The organism is Streptomyces sp. C1-1 (assembly GCF_050214755.1).
GTDB lineage: Bacteria > Actinomycetota > Actinomycetes > Streptomycetales > Streptomycetaceae > Streptomyces.
In genome coordinates, this window is sequence record NZ_CP189826.1 from 3,814,147 (window position 1) to 3,831,385 (window position 17,239).

The window sequence follows — 17,239 nt, forward strand, 5'->3', positions numbered from 1 at the left end:
GTGAACAGGCGCCGTGCGCAAGGGGATTGTGAGCCGTCAGTCGTTCGCGACCACCGGGTAGCGGGGCTCGTTCTCGGCCATCTGCCGCAGCGCGTCCTTGCGTTCGCGCTTGGAGAGGCGGTCGATGTAGAGGTAGCCGTACAGATGGTCGGTCTCGTGCTGCAAACAGCGAGCGAAGTAGCCGGTGCCGCGCACCTTGATCGGGTTGCCCTTCTCGTCCTGCCCGGTCACCTCGGCGTAGTCCGGCCGGGCGAGCGGCGCGTACGCGGTCGGCACGGACAGGCAGCCCTCGTTGCTGTCGTCCAGCCGGCGCCTGTCCGCGGGCAGGTCGACCAGCTTGGGGTTGCACACGACACCGACGTGCCGCTGTCCCTCGTCGTCCCCGCAGTCGTAGACGAAGACCTTCAGGTCGACGCCGATCTGGTTGGCGGCCAGGCCCACGCCCTCGGCGGTGCGCTGCGAGGCGAACATGTCCGCGACCAGCTGCTGCAGCTCCTCGCCGAAGTCGGTGACGTCCTTGCACTCCTTGTGCAGCACCGGGTTCCCGACGACCGTGATGGGCCGCGAGGTCCCGGCCTCGCGCCAGGCGGTCTCCCGCTCCTCGCAGTCCTGGGTGTCGATGACGAAACCCTCGTCGTCCACGGGGAGCACGCCCGCGTGCTGCTGATCGGTGTCCTGCTGCGCCATGCCGACGATGCCTTCCTCAAAACAGGGGTTCACTGCTGATACAGGGTACGTGGACGCGCCCCTCCAGGGGTGCGGGGAACTGCGCGACCAGCCACGTCCCGACCGGCACTCGGCAACGGCGCTAACAGACCTCCTCGAGATCCCGCCAGTCCCTCGACTCCGGACTGTCGGCGACCCACCCGTCCAGCAACCCCCGTACCAGTGAAGCCGGCGCGGCCACCCCGCACTCCCGCTCGGGCACCCACAACTGCCCGTCGGTCCGATGCCCCAGCGGCCCGGGATGCCCCGGCTCACTGTGGTCGTGCGGGTCGAGATGCTCCCCGTCGCCCTCGTCCGAGGGCATACGGGACTCACTGCACATCCGGCACAGCAACCGCACCGACGAGGACCAGTCCTCGGCGGCGAACCCCGCGTCCGCGGCCAGCTGCTCCAACGCGTCCCGGTCGGCCTCGGTCGCGGCCTCCAGCAGCACCACCCAGGTCGGTACCGGCGAGGGCGCCCACAGCTCGATCTCGTCGAAGACGGGGTAGGCGTGCCCGGCCGCCGTGGTGCGCTCGCCGTGGGGCACGCCGTCGTGCAGGACGACCTCGCCCCAGCGCCGGCCGGACGACGGCAGCGGAATCGACAGCACCTCGATGCGGGCGGGGTCCAGCCGCCGCCCCCACACCACCTCGGCCTCGCCCTCCGGCGACAGCCGCACGGCGGCGCTGCCGAGCTCCATCCCGACGGGCTCGCCGCCCGCCGTGACCGCACCCGGCACCCGCAGCCCGTAGGCCTGCCAGGCCCGCCGGGCCAGCGGCCAGTCCTGCAGGGCGGTGGCCGCGATGCCGACGTTCCACCAGTCGGGCGCGCCGGTCTCCCGGTCGAGCAGGGCGACGGCGCGCAGGCCGGCGGCGCGGGCCTGCTCCCAGTCGTGGCGGAACTTGTGCAGCAGGGCGAGGTTGAACCAGGACTCCGACAGCCAGGGCTCCAGATCGGCGGCGCGCGTCAGCAGCGCGCCCGCGTCCTCGTACCGGCCGTCGCCGATGAGCGTGAACGCGCGATCGGTGGCCTGCCGCCAGGAGGCGGAGGGCCGGTGTCGTCCCTTGCCGAAGATCCTCACGATTCCCGCCTGCCAGTTTTGTGGAGTGGGCCGGCCCGGAGTCTGCCCCCGGACACCCTCTCATTCGCATCCAACCATGTGGGGCTGGAAGGGCGCTCATTACCCATGGGTTACCCAGCCGAGGGGAGCGTCAGACAGTCCCTTGCCAGGACCCGGGCCAGGGATTCGACCACCTCGGGCGCGTAGTCCCCGGCCGTGGCCAGCCGCAGCTCCTCCAGTGCCCGCAGGGGTCCGCCGGGGCCGGTGTCGCGCACCTTCTCGTCGTAGGCGTTCACGGCCCGGACGATCCGCGCGGCGACCGGTTGCTCCCGGTAGGGGTCGGCCTGCCGCTCCACCACCACGGCGACCGCGGAGTCCACCCCGGTCTGCCGTACGACGGCACCGCCGAGCAGGGCTATCCGCCGCTGTTCGGTTCCGGGGAGGTCGGCGGTGGCGCCCGCGGGGACCGGGTCGACCAGGCTGAGCTGGCCGATGTCGTGCATGAGGGCCGCGGACTCCAGCACGGCCAGCTCGGGCCGGGTCAGCCCCAGCTCGCGGCCGACGGCCCGGCTGAGCTCGGCCACGCGTCGGGCGTGCCCGGCGGGGGTGTAGCCGGCGATCTCGGTGGCGCGGGCCAGGGAGGCGATGGTCTGGCGGTAGGTGGTGCGCACCGCCGCGTACCGCTTGAAGGACAGCTGGGTCAGCAGCAGGGGCAGCGAGAAGACCGGCAGCGCCCACAGTCCGACGACGGCCACCGCGAGCGCCATCACCGCGCCGGTCGCGCCCACGGCGGAGCCGATGCCGAGCAGTCCGCGCAGCTCGTCCCGGAGCAGGGGGCCGAAGGGCCAGCCGGTGCGGGAGTGCGCGAGGGCGGCGGCGAGCACGCAGTCGCACAGGGCGGTGAGGGTGAGGAGCGCGAGCAGGGCGAGGGCGTAGGCGGGGCCGCCCCACTGCTCGAACAGGCCCTGGTCGTAGAGGGGCTGGAAGCAGACGGCGGTGAAGCCGACGGTCAGCACGCGGCGGGCGAGATGGTCCGTCGTCGGCCCCCGGCCGCGCGCGGTGTGGGGCACGCTGCCGAGCAGGGAGGCGGCGAGGACGACGCTCACGACCTGGGTGACGCCGTGGTGGGAGGGCTCCCCGGCGTCCGCGCCGAGCAGCGCGTACGACAGGGCGCCGGCGGCCCCGAGCGGCGCGGCCTCCCGCACCCGGGCGCCGGTCCAGCGGCCGAGCTCGCCGACGCAGACGAGCAGGCCGAAGGCGAGGGCGGTGGAGCGTTCCTCCAGGCCGGTCCAGAGGGTGACGGCCAGGGAGACGCCGGCGAGGAGGGCGGCGGCACCGTGGATGAGCGCCTTCACGGGCGGGATCCGGAGCGGTCGGCGGTCTGCTGTGCCGGGACGAACGGGGCCGGTTCCTCCCCGGCGGTGACCACCGGATGCCATCCCTCCCGCCCCAGTGCCCGTACCAGCGCCGTCACCATCCGCGGGTCGAACTGCGCCCCGGCGCAGCGCCGCAGTTCCTCCAGCGCGGCCGGCACCGGCCGGGCCCGCCGGTAGGAGCGGGTGGAGGTCATGGCGTCGAAGGCGTCGGCGACCGCGACGACCCGGGCGGACTCCGGGATCTGGGCGCCCATGAGGCCGTAAGGGTAGCCGCTGCCGTCCAGCCGTTCGTGGTGATGGAGCACGGCCGCCCGGGCCTCCCCCAGGAACCCGATCCCGCGCACCATCTCGTGCCCGTACTCGGGATGCAGCTCGATGACCCGGCGTTCCTCCGGGGTCAGCGGCCCGTCCTTGCGCAACAGCCGGGTGGGGACGCCGAGTTTGCCCACGTCGTGCAGGATGCCGGCGAAGCGGAGCACCTCGACGCGCTCGTCGTCCAGGCCCAGCTCCCGCGCGATCATCATCGACGCCTGGCCGACCCGCTCGCTGTGTCCGCGGGTGTAGCCGTCCTTGATGTCGACGGCCTGGACGAGCGCCCGGATGGTCGCCTGGTGCGCGGCCCGCTCCCGGTGATACTGCGCGAACACCCACCAGGACACGCACATCGGCAGCAGCACGAGCAGCGCGGCGACCGGGCCGTACGGGCTGCGCCACAGCACGGCCATCATCAGTCCGGCCAGTCCGTGCACGGCGACGGGGGCGAGGGAGCGGACGAACAGCCCGCGCCAGGCCCGTCGCGCCGGGACGCGTTCGCCGAGCGCGCGGATGCCGCCGTCCAGGACCGTCAGCACCAGGCAGAAGGCGAGGACCGCGGCACCGGCCGGCACGAGGGCGTAGGGGAAGTCGCAGCCGGCGACCGCGTCCCGGCCGCCCAGCGCCCCGTGCACCGAGCTCGCGGCCCAGACGCCGAGCATGAGGTGCGCCGCGCGCCAGATCCGCCGCAGCGCGTACGGCCGTTGCTCGACCCGGGACGACAGCGCCCCCGGCAGCGGGACCAGCGCGGCGGCGGCCGGCGGCAGCAGGAAGGCACCGGCGAGGAGCACGGGGTAGAAGGTGCCGGCGAAGCGCCAGCGGGCGGCGGCCCGCTCGCACCCCGCGTACACGACGGCGAGCAGGACGACGGCCGACCAGGGCGGCGCGGGCGTCCGCGGCAGCGGGGCCGCACAGAGCAGGGCGCCGAGGACGACGCAGGCGACATACGCACGTGCCCGCGCCGGAATCGCCTCCATCACGCCCCTCCCCGGCCGAGACTGCTCTGCCCGACGAGCCTAGGGCGGGGCAGGGGAATGCGTGGGCTTATGAAAGGGTGATTAGCACGTTCGAGTGACCGAACACTTTTATGCAGCGCGTCAGTTCGAGACGGACACGGCCGTGCACCGGCTCACGCCGAGGACCGTCACGACTCCTGGGGAGTCGCCGGGGCCGCCGTCACGTCGTGCCCGGGGACCGCCTGGCCGGAGCGGATCAGATCGATCCGCCCCATCACCTTGGCGCGCAGGTCGGTCGGCACGTCGTCATGCCCGCAGCAGCGCTTGACGAGCTTCTTCACGGCCTGCTCCAGGCCGTACTTCTCCAGGCACGGCGAGCACTCCTTGAAGTGTCGCTTGAACTTGTCGCGATCGACTTCCGGCATCTCGCTGTCGAGAAACTCGTACAGGTGGTCGAGGACCTCACTGCAGTCCGTCTCGTGCGGCTCTCCGCAGCTCATGAGCCCGAGCCTTTCGCTTCGTTCGACTCTCCGGCGCCGGCCGGGACCAGCCCGCGCTCACGGGCGTAGTCCTCGAGCATGCCGCGCAGTTGACGGCGGCCCCGGTGCAGCCGGGACATCACCGTACCGATGGGTGTCCCCATGATGTCCGCGATCTCCTTGTACGCAAAGCCCTCTACGTCGGCGAGGTAGACGGCGATGCGGAACTCCTCGGGGATCGCCTGGAGTGCTTCCTTCACGTCCGAGTCCGGCAGGTGGTCCAGCGCCTGCGACTCCGCGGAGCGCAGACCCGTCGACATGTGCGACTCGGCGCGGGCGAGCTGCCAGTCCTCGATCTCCTCCGCCGCACTGCGCTGGGGCTCGCGCTGCTTCTTGCGGTAGGAGTTGATGAAGGTGTTCGTGAGAATCCGGTACAGCCACGCCTTGAGGTTGGTGCCCTCACGGAACTGGTGGAAGGACGCGTACGCCTTGGCATACGTCTCCTGCACCAGGTCCTCCGCGTCGGCCGGGTTGCGCGTCATGCGCAGGGCGGCCGAGTACATCTGGTCGAGGAATTCGAGCGCGTCCCGCTCGAAGCGCGCGCTGCGCTCCGAGGTCGACTCCGCGCTGACGCCCTGGCCCTCGGGCTGCTCCGCCTGGCCGTTGTCGGTCCCTGCGTCGATCCCAGTGACCGGACCCACCTCCTCAAAGTTCCGGGCAGCACCGAGACCGGTACCACCGGAATTGGAGGATAGACGACTACCCGTCCCCGCCGCCCCCCGAACAGGGGTCGTCTTGGCCGCGTGCAGCACCGTCCAGTCCAGGTCAGCGCTGCGATCACGGCTCGGGCAGATGGTCGAACCCATGCGGCGGACTTCCTCTCCGACGACGATCGGTGCTGGTGGTTCAGCACTTCTGTCCGCCACAACAGAGGCCGGGGCCGCAACATTCCCGGCCTCTTACCCGAGTGACCCGGCCCACTCCACCACCGCGTCCGTGACGAGCGCCACGGCCTGCTCCTGCGTGATGTCCGCCCTCTTCGGCACGGCGAAGCCGTGATCGCCGTGCGGGACCTCGACCAGTCGGTAGTCGCCGTCGGGGAACTCCTCCGGCCTGCCGAAGGGGTCGTTCCCGCCCTGGACGACGAGGGTGGGCACCCCGGCGCCGAGCAGTTCCGCAGCCCGGGACTTCTCCGGTCGCCCGGGCGGGTGGAGCGGGAAGCTCAGCGCCAGAACGGCACGGGCGCCGAGCTCGACGGCCGTACGGCAGGCCACCCGGGCTCCGGCGCTGCGTCCGCCGGAGATCACCGGCGGCCCGGCCTTCACCAGCGCGGGCCATACGCCCCGCCATCCGATGTCGAGCGTCTTCGGCGCCGGCGCCACCTTCTTGCCTGCCACCCGCCAGGGCTGCTCCACGAGGGCGACGCTCACTCCGTGGGCCGGGAGGGCCGCGGCCAGCGCCCGCAGGTCCCGGGCCTCGATGCCGCCGCCCGCTCCGTGGCTGACGGCCAGCACGAGCCGGGCGCGGTCCGCTGGGTGCCAGGTGATGCGGGCGTCGCCCGCCTCCGTAGCGATGATCTCGGTCGTCACGTCAGAAGAGTGTGCCCTCTTCGGGGCCCTCCAGCTCCTTCAGCAGCTCCGGGCCGTTGTTGCGGACGTTGCTGACGGCCGTGGAGACCGGGTAGGCGCGCATCAGGCCCGGCGGGGGCGGGGTCAGGAGGCCGCGCAGTTCCTCGGGGTCCGTGCGGGAGGGGTCGAGCCAGCCGTCCCAGCGGTCCGGGGTGAGCATCAGGGGCATGCGCGGGTGGATCTCGGCCAGGGACCGCGGGCCCTCGGCCGGGGAGACGGCCAGGGGCGTGGTCTCGGCCTCCGTGGTGATCACCGAGCAGGTGACCCACCAGGCCTGGGGGTGGTCGTCGGGGAGGGTCTTGTCGCGCCAGAACTCGTACAGGCCGGCCATCGCGAAGACCGAGCCGTCGGCCGGCAGCACGAAGTACGGCTGCTTGCGCGGCCGCTTCCTGCGGCCCTCGACCTCCAGGTCCCGCTCCTGCTCACCGGTGACCCACTCGTAGTAGCCGTCGGCGGGGACGATGCAGCGGCGGGAGGAGAAGGCCCGCCTGTACGACGGCTTCTCGTGGACGGTCTCCGCGCGGGCGTTGATCATCCGCGCGGCGCCCTCGGGCGACTTGGACCAGGACGGCACGAGGCCCCACTTGAGCCGGCGCAGCTGGCGCACCGGGCGCGGGTCCTCCACGTCCTTGAGCGGGCGGTCCAGGACGGCGTAGACCTCCTTGGTGGGAGCCACGTTGTAGTCCGGCGCGAACGTCTCCTCGGGCTCCTCCGACTTCTCTATCTCGAAGATCCCGGCGAGATCCTCCGGCCGCCGACTCGCCGCATACCGTCCGCACACCTCGAAACCACCCCTTCGACCTGCCTCACCGGCGTCCCGCCCCTGCCACCTTACGGAAGAGCGAGCCCCGGTCGGCCCGACTTCCGGCTGCCCGCAGTTCGGCCAATCCACCACACCGCCCGCTCCGGATTACACCCGGATCGCCGATCACGCGGAGCGGGAGGAACGAGATGGAGCGGACGTCGACGGACGCCCGGCACGGCTCACAGGGCAGGTCAGGGCATCGGGGGCGGACGGCCGTGGTGGGTTCCGGCGTGGGCGGGACTGACCGCGGCCCACATCCTGGGCCGCAGCCGTCACGTCACCCTGTACGAGGCCGACGACCGGCTCGGCGGCCACGCGCACACCCATGAGCTGGTCTCGCCGCACGACGGCCGGATGCACCGCTTGGACTCCGGGTTCATCGTGCACAACCGCCGTACCTACCCGCGCCTGCTGCGGCTCTTCGACGAACTCGGCGTCGCCACGCAGGTGTCCCGGGTTCCAGCCAGACCCGTAGGCCGACGTCCAGCCGGGTCCCCCTGCGGGGCAGCACCCGGGCGCGGCAGCGGGCGACGCCGGGCAGCTGGGCCGCGCGGGCCGACAGGGCGCCGGCCAGCGTCCGGGGACGCACCGTGGCACCCGGCGACGGCAGGGCGAGCGGACGGGCACGGCCGGAGTGCAGCTGCGCGAGGGCCCAGCACACGAACAGAACGGTCGACACGGTCGCCGCGGTCATGACGACCGGCGCCCACCACCCCTCACCGCGCAGCCGCGCCAACCCGGCCCGGTCCGGCAGGACGGGACCCCTCCCGGCGACGGGCCACCACGACGGCAACCGGGACGCGACGCCGGGATCCCCGCCGGCGAGCCAGAGCCCCGCACCGAGCAGCCCGACCCCCACCACACCGAGCACCACCCGGTGGACGACACCCCGGGACCACACCAACACCGATCACCTCCGGACACGACAGCGGGGACGGGTGCGTCGAGTGGCCGGGGGTCCGGTGCCGGGTTCGGGGGGCGCCAGACCGGGGCCGGGGTGACCTTGACGCGCAGTCGGGGGGTGCGGTGCAGGCTGGAGGCGGTCAGGGCGTCCTGGGCCGCGGCCGTGACGGCGGCGCGTGCCGCCTCGCGGTCGCCGAAGGCGAGGGTCGCCCGGACCGTCAGGCGTCGGCGTCGGGCCCGTACCCGCACGGCGGCAACGCCGTCGACGGCCGCCACCGCGTCGCGGACCAGGACCGCCGTCGCCGAGCGGTCCACCGCCACGGCCACGCGGGCCGCGGGAGTGCCGACGGTCCACTGGTGACGGCGGCCGGGTGCGAGGGCCAGCAGGATCATCCACGCGCCCGCGAGAGCGATCAGCGCGTCTGACGCGGCCACGGCCGGGTCACCGGGGCCGTGGGCCGACAGCCAGTGCACGGCACCGGTGCGCCAGGCGGCCGCCGGCCGGTCCGCGAGGTGCACCCGGAACAGGTCGAAGGCGAGCGCACCGCAGCTCACGGCGGCGACCCAGGCCAGGAGGGCGACCGGCACCCGGCGCCGCGACCACCACCGCCGGGGCGTACGAAGCCCACCGGGCACCGGAAGGTCCGCCCGCGCCGGAGAAGGGGCCGATGCCGTGAGTGCCGTGACGCCGACGCGCGGCAGCGGTACGTCCAGGCCCGTCAGCAGGCGGGTCCGCTCGGTGACGTGGGACTGCACGTCCCGCACGGTGTCGGCCAGCGGGGCCGGATAGGGCAGCGTCAGCTTGAGGGACACCTCGGCGCTCGTGCCCCGTACGGACGCCGCCGAGCCGACCACCCGGCCGGCCCGCGCCTCGGTGCCGCACGCTCGGCGATCCTGCGCACCGCCCGCTCCGAGACGGTGGTGGTCCCCCGTTCCGCGGCCGCGGTCATCGGCGGCTCCGCTCGAAGGCGTCCCGGACGTCCCGGACGCCGCCGCCCTCGGCCCACCGGCCCAGCGCCCACCCGAGGCCGCCGAGCGCGGCCACGAGCAGGAAGGCGCCGAACCCGCCGAAGCAGCCGGCGAACGCGAGGGCCATGCCCGCGATCATCCCCGTGAACGCTGTGCTCATCTCTCATCCCCTTTCACGGACCGGCCCGCCGCTACTCCACGCGGGCCGCGGCCGTGGTCTCGGACTCCTCCTCCTCGGGCAGCCGGACGTCGTTGACGGTGATGTTGACCTCGACGACATCCAGCCCGGTGATCCGCTCGACCGCGGAGATGACGTTCTCCCGCACGTCCCTGGAGACGTCCGTGATGGCGACGCCGTACTCGACGACGAGGTCGAGGTCGATGGCGGTCTGCCGCTCGCCCACCTCGACCTTGACGCCGCGGCCGATGTTGGGGCGCCCGCCGGGGACGCGGTCGCGCACCGCGCCGATGGTGCGGGAGAGGCCGCCGCCCATGTCGTGGACGCCGGGGATCTCGCGGGCCGCGATGCCCGCCACCTTCACGACGACCACGTCGGCGATCGACGTCCGGCCGCGGTCGGCGGCCGGCTGGTCGGCCCCGGTCACGCCGCCGGACACGGCCGTCGTCCTCGTCTGCGCCCCGCCCGTGCGCGGCGTGGACACGTCCTTGGCGGTGAGTGCGGTCTGGGGGGTCTGTGTGGTCATGGCGCGTTCCTTTCCTGGCCGTCTCTCTGTCTCGCTTCCTTGGACCCGCCGCGGCCGGCCCTGTGACGCGGGGAACCGAAAAAAGGGCCGGGCGCCACCGCGCGGGTGGTGCCCGGCCCCTGAGGAGGCGTCAGCTGGAGGGCATCAGGACGGAGTCGATGATGTGGACGGTGGCGTTGGCGGTCTTGACGTTGCCGCAGACGACCTTGGCGGAGCCGTTGACGGTGTAGGAGTCACCGGAGCCGGAGGTGGTGAGCTTGGACTTCTCCAGCGTCTCGTAGGAGCCCTTCTCCAGGTCCGCGGGGGTGAGCTGCTTGCCGACGACGTGGTAGGTGAGGATCTTCGTCAGCTGGGCCTTGTCGTTGAGGACCTTGTCGAGGGTGGCCTTGGGGATCTTCGCGAAGGCGTCGTTGGTCGGGGCGAACACCGTGATGTTCTCGGCGTTGTTGAGGGTGTCGACCAGGCCGGCCTTCTTCACCGCGGTCACCAGGGTGGACAGGGCGGGGTTGTTGGAGGCGGCGGTGGCCACCGGGTCCTGGGCCATGCCGTCGAAGGAACCGGCGCCGTCCTTCGGGACGGCCGAGCAGGCCGCTCCGAAGGGCTTGTCCGCCGAGGTGGTGCTGCCCGCGCCGGTCATGCCGTCGCTCGACGCGGAGGCCGAGGCGGACGCCTTCGGCGAGGAGTCGGACTTGGCGGAGTCGCTGCCGCTGTCGGAGCAGGCGCTCAGGGCGAACGGCAGGACGGCCGCGGCGGCCAGGGTGACGGCGGTACGGCGGATACGGGTGTTCATCATGATTCTCCTGTCGGGTTCCACGGCGGGAGCCGCGGTCGTACGGGGATCGGGAAAGGTGGCTGGAGGAACGGGTCAGTCGACGGTCACGACCACGGAGTGCCATCCACTGGCGCCGTCGGGGACGGTCCGGGTGCGTCTGTCGGTCTGCAGTCGTCCGGTGCGGTCGGTGGCGCGCACGGTGAGGGTGTGGCTCCCCTTGGTCGCCTCCCAGGGGAGGGACCACTGGCGCCAGGTGTCGCGGCTGTCCTCGGCGGCCAGGCGGGCCCGCTGCCAGGGCCCGTCGTCGACGCGGACCTCGACCTTGTCGATGCCGCGGTGCTGGGCCCAGGCGACCCCGGCGACCATGACCGTGCCGGCGGAGGGGCGGGCGAAGGGTCTGGGGGTGTCGATCCGGGACTGCGTCTTGACCGGCGCCCGGCGGGCCCAGCCGCGCCTGACCCAGTAGGGGTCGTAGGCGTCGAACGTGGTGAGTTCGACGTCCTCGATCCACTTGCAGGCGGATACGAAGCCGTAGAGGCCGGGCACCACCATGCGGACGGGGAAGCCGTGGGCGAAGGGCAGCGGCTCGCCGTTCATGCCGACGGCCAGGAGGGCGTCGCGGCCGTCCATGACGTCCTCGACGGGGCTGCCGATGGTCATGCCGTCCACCGAGCGGGCCACCAGCTGGTCGGCCGGCCCACCCCGGGAGGGCGGTCGCACCCCGCACTCGGCCAGCAGATCGGCCAGGCGTACGCCGATCCAGCGGGCGTTGCCGACGTAGGGGCCGCCGACCTCGTTCGACACGCAGGTGAGCGTGATGTCCCGTTCGATCAGCTCGCGCCGGAGCAGGTCGTCGTAGGTGAGCGCGCGGGGCCGGGTGACGCCCTTGCCGTGGATGCGCAGCCGCCAGGCGGTGGCGTCGATCTTCGGCACCACCAGGGCGGTGTCGACCCGGTAGAAGGAGTCGTTCGGCGTGGTGAAGGGGCTGACTCCGGGAACCCGCAGCCCCGCGCGGGCGGGTACGGCGGCCGCCGGGGAGGCGGGGGCGGGCAGCGTGACGTTCCGGCGGGAGGCCACCGCGTCCCGGCCCGCCGCACCGCCGAGCGACCGGCCCAGCGCACCGGCTCCGGCCGAGGCGAGGGCGGCGGCCGTCGCGGTGATGACGAACCCGCGCCGGTCCCACCCGGCGTCGCCGGGTGCTGCTTCCCGCTCGGTCGCGGCCGGACGCCGGGGCGCGAGGCGGCCCGCGAGGACGTGGAGCACCACCGCGCCGACGACGGCGCCGACGACCGAGGGCAGGGCGTCCGCCGCGCCGCCGGTGTCGGGGCGGCTCGTCGCCGCGGCCGCCCCGACCGCGCCGAACAGCAGCACACCGAGGGCGGCGGTGCGGCGGGCGCGCAGTGCGGCAATTCCCAGCAGCAGCGCGAAGACCGTCAGCACCGCGAGAATTCCCAGTTGCAGAACGAGTTTGTCGTCGGTGCCGAAATGACGGACCGCCCAGTCCTTCACGGCGGTGGGCGTGCGGTCGATCGCCGCGCCGCCCACCGCCACCACGGGACCGGCCTGCGGCCGGACCAGCCCCGCCACAGCCTCGGCGAACGCGAGCGCCGCGAAGCCCGCCAGCACACCGCTGAGGGCTCCCAGGGCCACCGCGGCGGCCCGGATCCGGCGTTCCTTCTCGTTCTCGGTCACGTGGGGAATCCGGCCCCCGAGCCCGGCCGGATTGGCCGTACGCACGATGGAATGAATTCTTTTTCCCGACCAATCCGAGCCCGGTCCGGCTACGGATAGAACGGAAATAACGCGGACTTTCGCTCCGAGAGATCGCTCCGCCCCGCTTCCGCCCGCGGTGGGCATCCGCAGGGGGTCCGCGCGCGGAAGTGCTCCGTAACAACGGGGGCCCGGCGCTGTCCAACCTTCGGAAGAACGGACGAGAGGAGAGGCCCCGTGGCGGGGTCCCGCACCCAGAGCACACCAGCGGCCGGCCGGGCGGGCACGGACGACGCCCTGCTGGCGGTCCGCGCCGCGGAAGGCGACGAGGACGCCTTCGCCCGGCTGGTGCGGCGGCACGCCCCGGCGCTGCTGCGGCTGGCCACCGGTCTGCTCGGCAACCGGGCCGAGGCGGAGGACGCCGTGCAGGACGCCTTCCTCAACGCCTGGCGGAGGCTGCCCGAGTTCCAGGGCCGCTCCGCGTTCGGCACCTGGATGTACCGGATCGTCACCAACCGCTGCCTGAACGTGCTGCGGGCCCGCAGGCCCGTGACCCCGCTGGACGCGGCGGGCGACCTGCCCGCCGCCGAGCACACCGCGTCCCCGGCCCGCATCACCGAGGCCCGCGAGGCGGTCCGGGAGCTGCGCGAGGCCCTCGGCCGGCTGTCGCCCGAACAGCGGGCCTGCTGGGTGCTGCGGGAACTGGACGGCCGCTCCTACGAGTTCATCGCGGACACGGTCGGAATCAGCCAGGATGCCGTCCGGGCCCGGGTCTTCCGCGCACGCCGTTGTCTGACACAAGCACTGGGGGCCTGGCGATGACCTCTCACACCGACCCGCCGAACAGCGCCGTCACCCCGGGAGACGACGACGAACTCCTGCCGTGCGGACGGCTGTTGTCGCACACCTGGCGCGCCTGGGAGGAACGGACCGGCGACGCCCACGCGCGGTCCTGCCCGTACTGCCGGGAGGCCGTGGGGGAACTCGACCGGCTGGAGTCCGCGGTGCGCGGCCTGCGCGACGACACGGCGGACGCCGCCGGGGACGCCGAGCCGCTGACCCGGCGCGTCATGGACGTCGTACGCCTCGAACTGCGTCCCGGCAAGCCGCTGCCCCTCGGGGAACCCGCGGAGGACCTGTGGGTCATGGAGGCGGTCGCGGCGCGGGTGCTGCGCGCCGCCGCCGAGACCGTCCCCGGCGTCCGGGCGGGCTCCTGCCGCCTCCTCGACGGCCGCGAGGACGGCACACGGGACGGCACGGTCGAGGCCCGTCTCGACATCCACGCCCCGGCCGACGCCTTCCTGCCGGACGTCGCCGACCGGGTGCGCCGGTGCGTGCGGGAGGCCGCGGACCGCGAGCTGGGCATGACCCTGGCGGCAGTGGACATCCGTGTCATCGATCTCGTCGCCGCCCCGGCAGACTACGACCAGGAAGGCCCTGTGCCATGACCACGCCCATCGCGCGCACGACGCTCGTCGAGGAGGCCGCCGCGGCGGCGGAGGGCGTGGCCGGGGTGGCCTTCCTCAAGCCGGGGCTCGCCGAGCGGCTGCGCTCCGCGCTGTCCCGTCCGGCGCCGCAGCCCGGCCGCGTCCGGTCCGCGGGAGTGCGGATGACCGCCGACGGGGACGACGGCTCCTGGCACGTGGAGATCCATGTCGTCGTGGCCCGGCAGGCCAGGGCGGTGGACGTGGCCCGGACCGTCCGCGCCCGGGTCCGCGACCGCCTGTCCACCCTGGCGCCGACCCGCCCCCCGCCAACCATCACGGTGACGGTCACGGGCCGCGTCTGACGCAGCCGATCAACCGGCCCACCGGGGAGCCGGTGCCGCAGAGCCGGCGCCACGGAGCCGGTACCACGGAGTCGGCGCCGCAGAGCCGGCGCCACGGAGCCGGTACCACGGAGCCGGTACCACGGAGCCGGTACCACGGAGCCGGTACCACGGAGCCGGTACCACGGAGTCGGTGCCGCAGAGCCGGCGCCAGGGAGCCGGTGCCGCAGAGCCGGCGCCAGGGAGCCGGTGCCGCGGAGCCGGTGCCGCGGAGCCGGTGCCGCGGAGCCGGTGCCGCGGAGCCGGTGCCGCGGAGCCGGTGCCGCGGAGCCGGTGGCGCAGAGCCGGCTCCAGGGAGCCGGTACCACGGAGTCGGCGCCGCAGAGCTGGCGCCGCGGAGCCGGTACCGCGGAGCCGGGGAGCCGGTCAGCCGATCAACCGGCAGCCGCTCAGCCGGGCGGCCGGTCGCCCAGTCGGCCGGACAACCGGACAGCCGCGGAGCCGGGGAGCCGGGGAGCCGGGGAGCCGGTCGCCCAGTCGGCCGGACAACCGGACAGCCGGGGAGTCGGTCACCCGAGAGCGGCTCGGCCGGTCGGCCGATGAGCCAGTCGGCCGGTCAGCCGGTCAGACCGGTCGGCCGATGAGCCAGTCAGCCGGGCCGCCCGTCAGCTGGGGAAGGACAGCAGTGCGACCGGGGCGGACGTGGGGTGTTTCGAGCCGCCGCCGGGTTCGACGGTGATGCCGATGCCCGACGCGCCGTCGACGGCGCCCCGCAGCAGGAGGGTCTGCTCGGCGCGGTGGGAGTCCATGAGGCCGGCCGACCGCATGGTGCCGGCGTCGTCGAACCACAGCTGGTAGACCTTGCCGCTGGGCGGCGCGGCCATCCCGGAGACCGCGAAGACGGCCCGGTCCCGGCTGCGGGAGACCACGACGGTTCCGGTGGCACCGCCGGTCAGCTCGGCGACCCTCGTCCTGGCGTCCGGCGCGGTCAGTACGGCGGCGATGTCGTCCGTCGCCTGCGTGGCGCGGCGCGCCCGGTCCTGGGCGTCCTCGGCCCGCTGGTGCTGCCATACGGCGGTGCCGCCCAGTGCCGTGGCGACCGCGAGGCAGGCCGCCAGCGCCCAGCGCGACACCGTCCGCGTGCGCGACCCGGTCCGGGTGACGGAGGACCGGGCCGGTTCGCCCGGGCTGTCCTGGCGGACGGTGCCGATGCGCCGCAGCACCTGCTCGCGCATCGCGGGAGCGGGCGTCGCGGCGGCGGCGAGCCCCAGGCGGGCGGCGGTCGCGCGCAGTTCGGCCGTCTCCTGCGCGCAGCCCTCACAGCCCGCGAGGTGCCGTTCGAACGCGGCGCTCTCCTGGTCCGAGAGGGCGTGCAGGGCGTAGGCGCCCGTCAGCCGGTGCAGGTCGGTGGTCGTCACGCGGTCACCCCCAGGCAGTCGCGCAGCCGGATGAGTCCGTCGCGCAGGCGGGTCTTGACGGTGCCCAGCGGAAGCGCCAGCGCCTCCGACACCTCCCGGTAGGTCAGCCCCCGGTAGTAGGCGAGGGTGACGGCCTGGTGCTGGATCTCGGTCAGCGTGCGCAGACAGCGCCGCACCTGTTCCCGCTCCAGCCGGGCCTCGACGTGCTCGACCACCTGGTCGTACTCGGGCACCCGCTCCAGCAGGGACGCCTTGTGGTCCCGCGCGGCCGCGGCCTCCACCGATCGCACCCGGTCCACGGCCCGGCGGTGCGCCAGCGTGAGGATCCAGTTCATGGCCGTGCCCCGGTCGGGCCGGTAGCGCGGAGCGGTCCGCCACACCTCCACCAGCACCTCCTGAACCACTTCCTCGGACTGCGCCCGGTCCCGTACGACGGCCCGGACGACTCCCAGCACTCCGCTCGCGACGGTGTCGTAGACGGCGGCGAACGCCTCCTCGTCGCCCAGGGCCACACGTCGGACCAGTTCCTGCAGATCAGGCTCATGTGCAGGATTTCTGCCGATATGCACCGCTTCCTTCACCGAGGGCCTCCGTGGTCTGGACGTGTCCGGGCGTAATCCGTTCCTGCCGGGACACCGGATTGGTTGCGGCGGTGACGAAAAAGGCGCAGGTGGCACTGGCGGAGTCGGCCACGCACAGGTATTTCCAAGGGGGCGCACAGTCGGCACGGGTAGAGCAGAGTGCTGGACGACTTCGTCACATCGACAGCGTGACCTGCGGGTTTGCTGTCAGGAACGATCCCTGCCAGGCCGGCGTCTCAGGTACCGTCCGCACCTACGCGCCACACCGCCGGATCCGCCGAGACCCATGGGAGCCACGCCCGCCAATGGACAGCACCGCATCCTCGCTCGCCTCCCTGTGGGACCGCGTCTTCGGCACCCAGCCCGACCCCGACCTGTGGGTGGTCCTCGCGACCCTGGTCGCGGCGCTGGCCGTCACGATCCCGCACGGCGTGTGGCGCATCGCGCGCAACGCCATCACCATCGCCCACGAGGGCGGCCACGGTCTGGTCGCCCTGCTCACCGGGCGTCAGCTGACGGGGATACGGCTGCACTCGGACACCAGCGGCCTCACCCTCTCCCGCGGCAAGCCGCACGGCATCGGCATGATCCTGACCGCGGCCGCGGGCTACACCGCGCCCTCGCTGCTCGGGCTGGGCGGCGCCGCCCTGCTGGCCGCGGGCCACATCACGCTGCTGCTGTGGGCGGCGACGGCCCTGCTCATCGCCATGCTGATCATGATCCGCAACGCCTACGGCGCGCTGACGGTCGTACTCACGGGCGGGATGTTCCTGCTGGTGTCGTGGCTGGCGGGCCCGCAGGTGCAGGCGGCGTTCGCGTACGCGGTGGTGTGGTTCCTGCTGGTGGGCGGCGTCCGGCCGGCGTTCGAGCTGCAGGCCAAGCGGATGCGGGGCGGCGCGGGCGACTCGGACGCGGACCAGCTCTCCCGGCTGACGCACGTGCCGGCGGGGCTGTGGCTGTTCCTGTTCCACGCGGTGTCGCTGTGCTCGCTGATCGGCGGCGGGCGCTGGCTGCTGGAGATGTGACCGGGCACCCTTGCGCCGGGTGCACGCGCATATATGCACGGCAATTCCCATGCCGTTCTTTCACC

General features: G+C 73.5%; 19 protein-coding genes and 1 pseudogene. 5 read left to right on the forward strand and 15 right to left on the reverse strand.

Translation table 11 applies throughout. The annotated features are described in order from the left end of the window. Positions 1 to 36: 36 nt before the first annotated feature. The 8 genes from def to ACQF4J_RS17235 all read right to left on the reverse strand — a co-directional run bounded on the left by def (position 37) and on the right by ACQF4J_RS17235 (position 7,300). A complete protein-coding gene (gene def / locus ACQF4J_RS17200) occupies positions 37 to 687 on the reverse strand; it encodes a peptide deformylase (RefSeq protein WP_351561076.1) in 651 nt (216 codons plus the stop codon). Between the two features lie 121 nt (positions 688 to 808). Continuing rightward, entirely contained in the window at positions 809 to 1,789 is a 981-nt protein-coding gene (locus tag ACQF4J_RS17205; protein WP_351561074.1) for a tetratricopeptide repeat protein, read from the reverse strand. A 110-nt stretch (positions 1,790 to 1,899) separates the two neighbouring features. Next, positions 1,900 to 3,207 (reverse strand): HD-GYP domain-containing protein, encoded by a 1,308-nt coding sequence (locus ACQF4J_RS17210; protein WP_427166033.1) that lies wholly within the window; start codon positions 3,205 to 3,207, stop codon positions 1,900 to 1,902. Continuing rightward, positions 3,120 to 4,433, reverse strand: coding sequence for an HD-GYP domain-containing protein (locus ACQF4J_RS17215; protein ID WP_427166034.1), 1,314 nt, complete (start codon positions 4,431 to 4,433; stop codon positions 3,120 to 3,122). The genes ACQF4J_RS17210 and ACQF4J_RS17215 overlap by 88 nt, the downstream gene beginning before the upstream one ends. A gap of 167 nt (positions 4,434 to 4,600) precedes the next feature. After that, positions 4,601 to 4,912, reverse strand: coding sequence for a mycothiol system anti-sigma-R factor (gene rsrA, locus ACQF4J_RS17220; protein ID WP_351561065.1), 312 nt, complete (start codon positions 4,910 to 4,912; stop codon positions 4,601 to 4,603). Then, positions 4,909 to 5,592: an RNA polymerase sigma factor SigR gene (gene sigR, locus ACQF4J_RS17225; RefSeq protein WP_058923321.1), complete on the reverse strand. Its 684-nt coding sequence runs from the start codon at positions 5,590 to 5,592 to the stop codon at positions 4,909 to 4,911. The genes rsrA and sigR overlap by 4 nt, the downstream gene beginning before the upstream one ends. Positions 5,593 to 5,850: 258 nt before the next feature. Next, a complete protein-coding gene (locus ACQF4J_RS17230; RefSeq protein WP_351800578.1) occupies positions 5,851 to 6,480 on the reverse strand; it encodes an alpha/beta hydrolase family protein in 630 nt (209 codons plus the stop codon). 1 nt (position 6,481) lies between these two features. Next, entirely contained in the window at positions 6,482 to 7,300 is an 819-nt protein-coding gene (locus tag ACQF4J_RS17235; protein ID WP_351800581.1) for an SOS response-associated peptidase, read from the reverse strand. Positions 7,301 to 7,470: 170 nt separating this feature from the next. Between ACQF4J_RS17235 and ACQF4J_RS17240 the strand changes: the two are divergent. After that, positions 7,471 to 7,778 (forward strand): annotated as a pseudogene (locus ACQF4J_RS17240) (NAD(P)-binding protein); the annotation flags it as partial. Positions 7,779 to 8,014: 236 nt separating this feature from the next. Here the strand turns inward: ACQF4J_RS17240 and ACQF4J_RS17245 are convergent. The 5 genes from ACQF4J_RS17245 to ACQF4J_RS17265 form a co-directional block, all read right to left on the reverse strand. Beyond that, on the reverse strand, positions 8,015 to 9,040 hold the full coding sequence (locus ACQF4J_RS17245; protein ID WP_427166037.1) for a DUF6286 domain-containing protein: 1,026 nt from the start codon (positions 9,038 to 9,040) through the stop codon (positions 8,015 to 8,017). 133 nt (positions 9,041 to 9,173) lie between these two features. After that, positions 9,174 to 9,356, reverse strand: coding sequence for a hypothetical protein (locus ACQF4J_RS17250; protein WP_427166038.1), 183 nt, complete (start codon positions 9,354 to 9,356; stop codon positions 9,174 to 9,176). Positions 9,357 to 9,387: 31 nt separating this feature from the next. Next, positions 9,388 to 9,900 (reverse strand): Asp23/Gls24 family envelope stress response protein, encoded by a 513-nt coding sequence (locus ACQF4J_RS17255; RefSeq protein WP_351561058.1) that lies wholly within the window; start codon positions 9,898 to 9,900, stop codon positions 9,388 to 9,390. A gap of 130 nt (positions 9,901 to 10,030) precedes the next feature. Continuing rightward, entirely contained in the window at positions 10,031 to 10,690 is a 660-nt protein-coding gene (locus ACQF4J_RS17260; RefSeq protein WP_427168592.1) for a fasciclin domain-containing protein, read from the reverse strand. A gap of 75 nt (positions 10,691 to 10,765) precedes the next feature. After that, positions 10,766 to 12,364, reverse strand: coding sequence for a sulfite oxidase (locus ACQF4J_RS17265; protein ID WP_351561056.1), 1,599 nt, complete (start codon positions 12,362 to 12,364; stop codon positions 10,766 to 10,768). 255 nt (positions 12,365 to 12,619) lie between these two features. Between ACQF4J_RS17265 and ACQF4J_RS17270 the strand changes: the two genes are divergently transcribed. From ACQF4J_RS17270 to ACQF4J_RS17280, 3 genes are read left to right on the forward strand one after another with little or no spacing between them, the layout of a single operon-like run. Continuing rightward, positions 12,620 to 13,204 carry an RNA polymerase sigma factor gene (locus tag ACQF4J_RS17270; protein ID WP_427166040.1) on the forward strand — a complete coding sequence of 195 codons (585 nt, stop codon included), beginning with the start codon at positions 12,620 to 12,622 and terminating at the stop codon, positions 13,202 to 13,204. Further along, positions 13,201 to 13,830, forward strand: coding sequence for an Asp23/Gls24 family envelope stress response protein (locus ACQF4J_RS17275; RefSeq protein WP_427166042.1), 630 nt, complete (start codon positions 13,201 to 13,203; stop codon positions 13,828 to 13,830). Before ACQF4J_RS17270 ends, ACQF4J_RS17275 begins: the two co-directional genes overlap by 4 nt. Beyond that, positions 13,827 to 14,171 (forward strand): hypothetical protein, encoded by a 345-nt coding sequence (locus ACQF4J_RS17280; RefSeq protein ID WP_351561050.1) that lies wholly within the window; start codon positions 13,827 to 13,829, stop codon positions 14,169 to 14,171. The genes ACQF4J_RS17275 and ACQF4J_RS17280 overlap by 4 nt, the downstream gene beginning before the upstream one ends. Positions 14,172 to 14,815: 644 nt before the next feature. Here ACQF4J_RS17280 and ACQF4J_RS17285 read toward each other — a convergent pair. Both ACQF4J_RS17285 and sigK read right to left on the reverse strand, forming a co-directional pair. Beyond that, positions 14,816 to 15,568 carry an anti-sigma factor gene (locus tag ACQF4J_RS17285; protein ID WP_351561048.1) on the reverse strand — a complete coding sequence of 251 codons (753 nt, stop codon included), beginning with the start codon at positions 15,566 to 15,568 and terminating at the stop codon, positions 14,816 to 14,818. Beyond that, entirely contained in the window at positions 15,565 to 16,149 is a 585-nt protein-coding gene (sigK, locus tag ACQF4J_RS17290) for an ECF RNA polymerase sigma factor SigK (protein ID WP_427166045.1), read from the reverse strand. Before sigK ends, ACQF4J_RS17285 begins: the two co-directional genes overlap by 4 nt. A 305-nt stretch (positions 16,150 to 16,454) precedes the next feature. Between sigK and ACQF4J_RS17295 the strand changes: the two genes are divergently transcribed. Further along, positions 16,455 to 17,174: a M50 family metallopeptidase gene (locus tag ACQF4J_RS17295; protein ID WP_351561044.1), complete on the forward strand. Its 720-nt coding sequence runs from the start codon at positions 16,455 to 16,457 to the stop codon at positions 17,172 to 17,174. The last annotated feature ends 65 nt before the right edge of the window (positions 17,175 to 17,239 follow it).

Excerpts from the sequence above, each read along its gene's own strand:
- ACQF4J_RS17250 (WP_427166038.1), bottom strand. The coding sequence starts at position 9,356 with ATGAGCACAGCGTTCACGGGGATGATCGCGGGCATGGCCCTCGCGTTC.
- ACQF4J_RS17260 (WP_427168592.1), bottom strand. The coding sequence starts at position 10,690 with ATGAACACCCGTATCCGCCGTACCGCCGTCACCCTGGCCGCCGCGGCC.
- ACQF4J_RS17295 (WP_351561044.1), top strand. The coding sequence starts at position 16,455 with ATGGACAGCACCGCATCCTCGCTCGCCTCCCTGTGGGACCGCGTCTTC.
- ACQF4J_RS17255 (WP_351561058.1), bottom strand. The coding sequence starts at position 9,900 with ATGACCACACAGACCCCCCAGACCGCACTCACCGCCAAGGACGTGTCC.
- def (WP_351561076.1), bottom strand. The coding sequence starts at position 687 with ATGGCGCAGCAGGACACCGATCAGCAGCACGCGGGCGTGCTCCCCGTG.
- ACQF4J_RS17280 (WP_351561050.1), top strand. The coding sequence starts at position 13,827 with ATGACCACGCCCATCGCGCGCACGACGCTCGTCGAGGAGGCCGCCGCG.
- ACQF4J_RS17275 (WP_427166042.1), top strand. The coding sequence starts at position 13,201 with ATGACCTCTCACACCGACCCGCCGAACAGCGCCGTCACCCCGGGAGAC.
- ACQF4J_RS17215 (WP_427166034.1), bottom strand. The coding sequence starts at position 4,433 with ATGGAGGCGATTCCGGCGCGGGCACGTGCGTATGTCGCCTGCGTCGTC.
- rsrA (WP_351561065.1), bottom strand. The coding sequence starts at position 4,912 with ATGAGCTGCGGAGAGCCGCACGAGACGGACTGCAGTGAGGTCCTCGAC.
- ACQF4J_RS17210 (WP_427166033.1), bottom strand. The coding sequence starts at position 3,207 with ATGGCATCCGGTGGTCACCGCCGGGGAGGAACCGGCCCCGTTCGTCCC.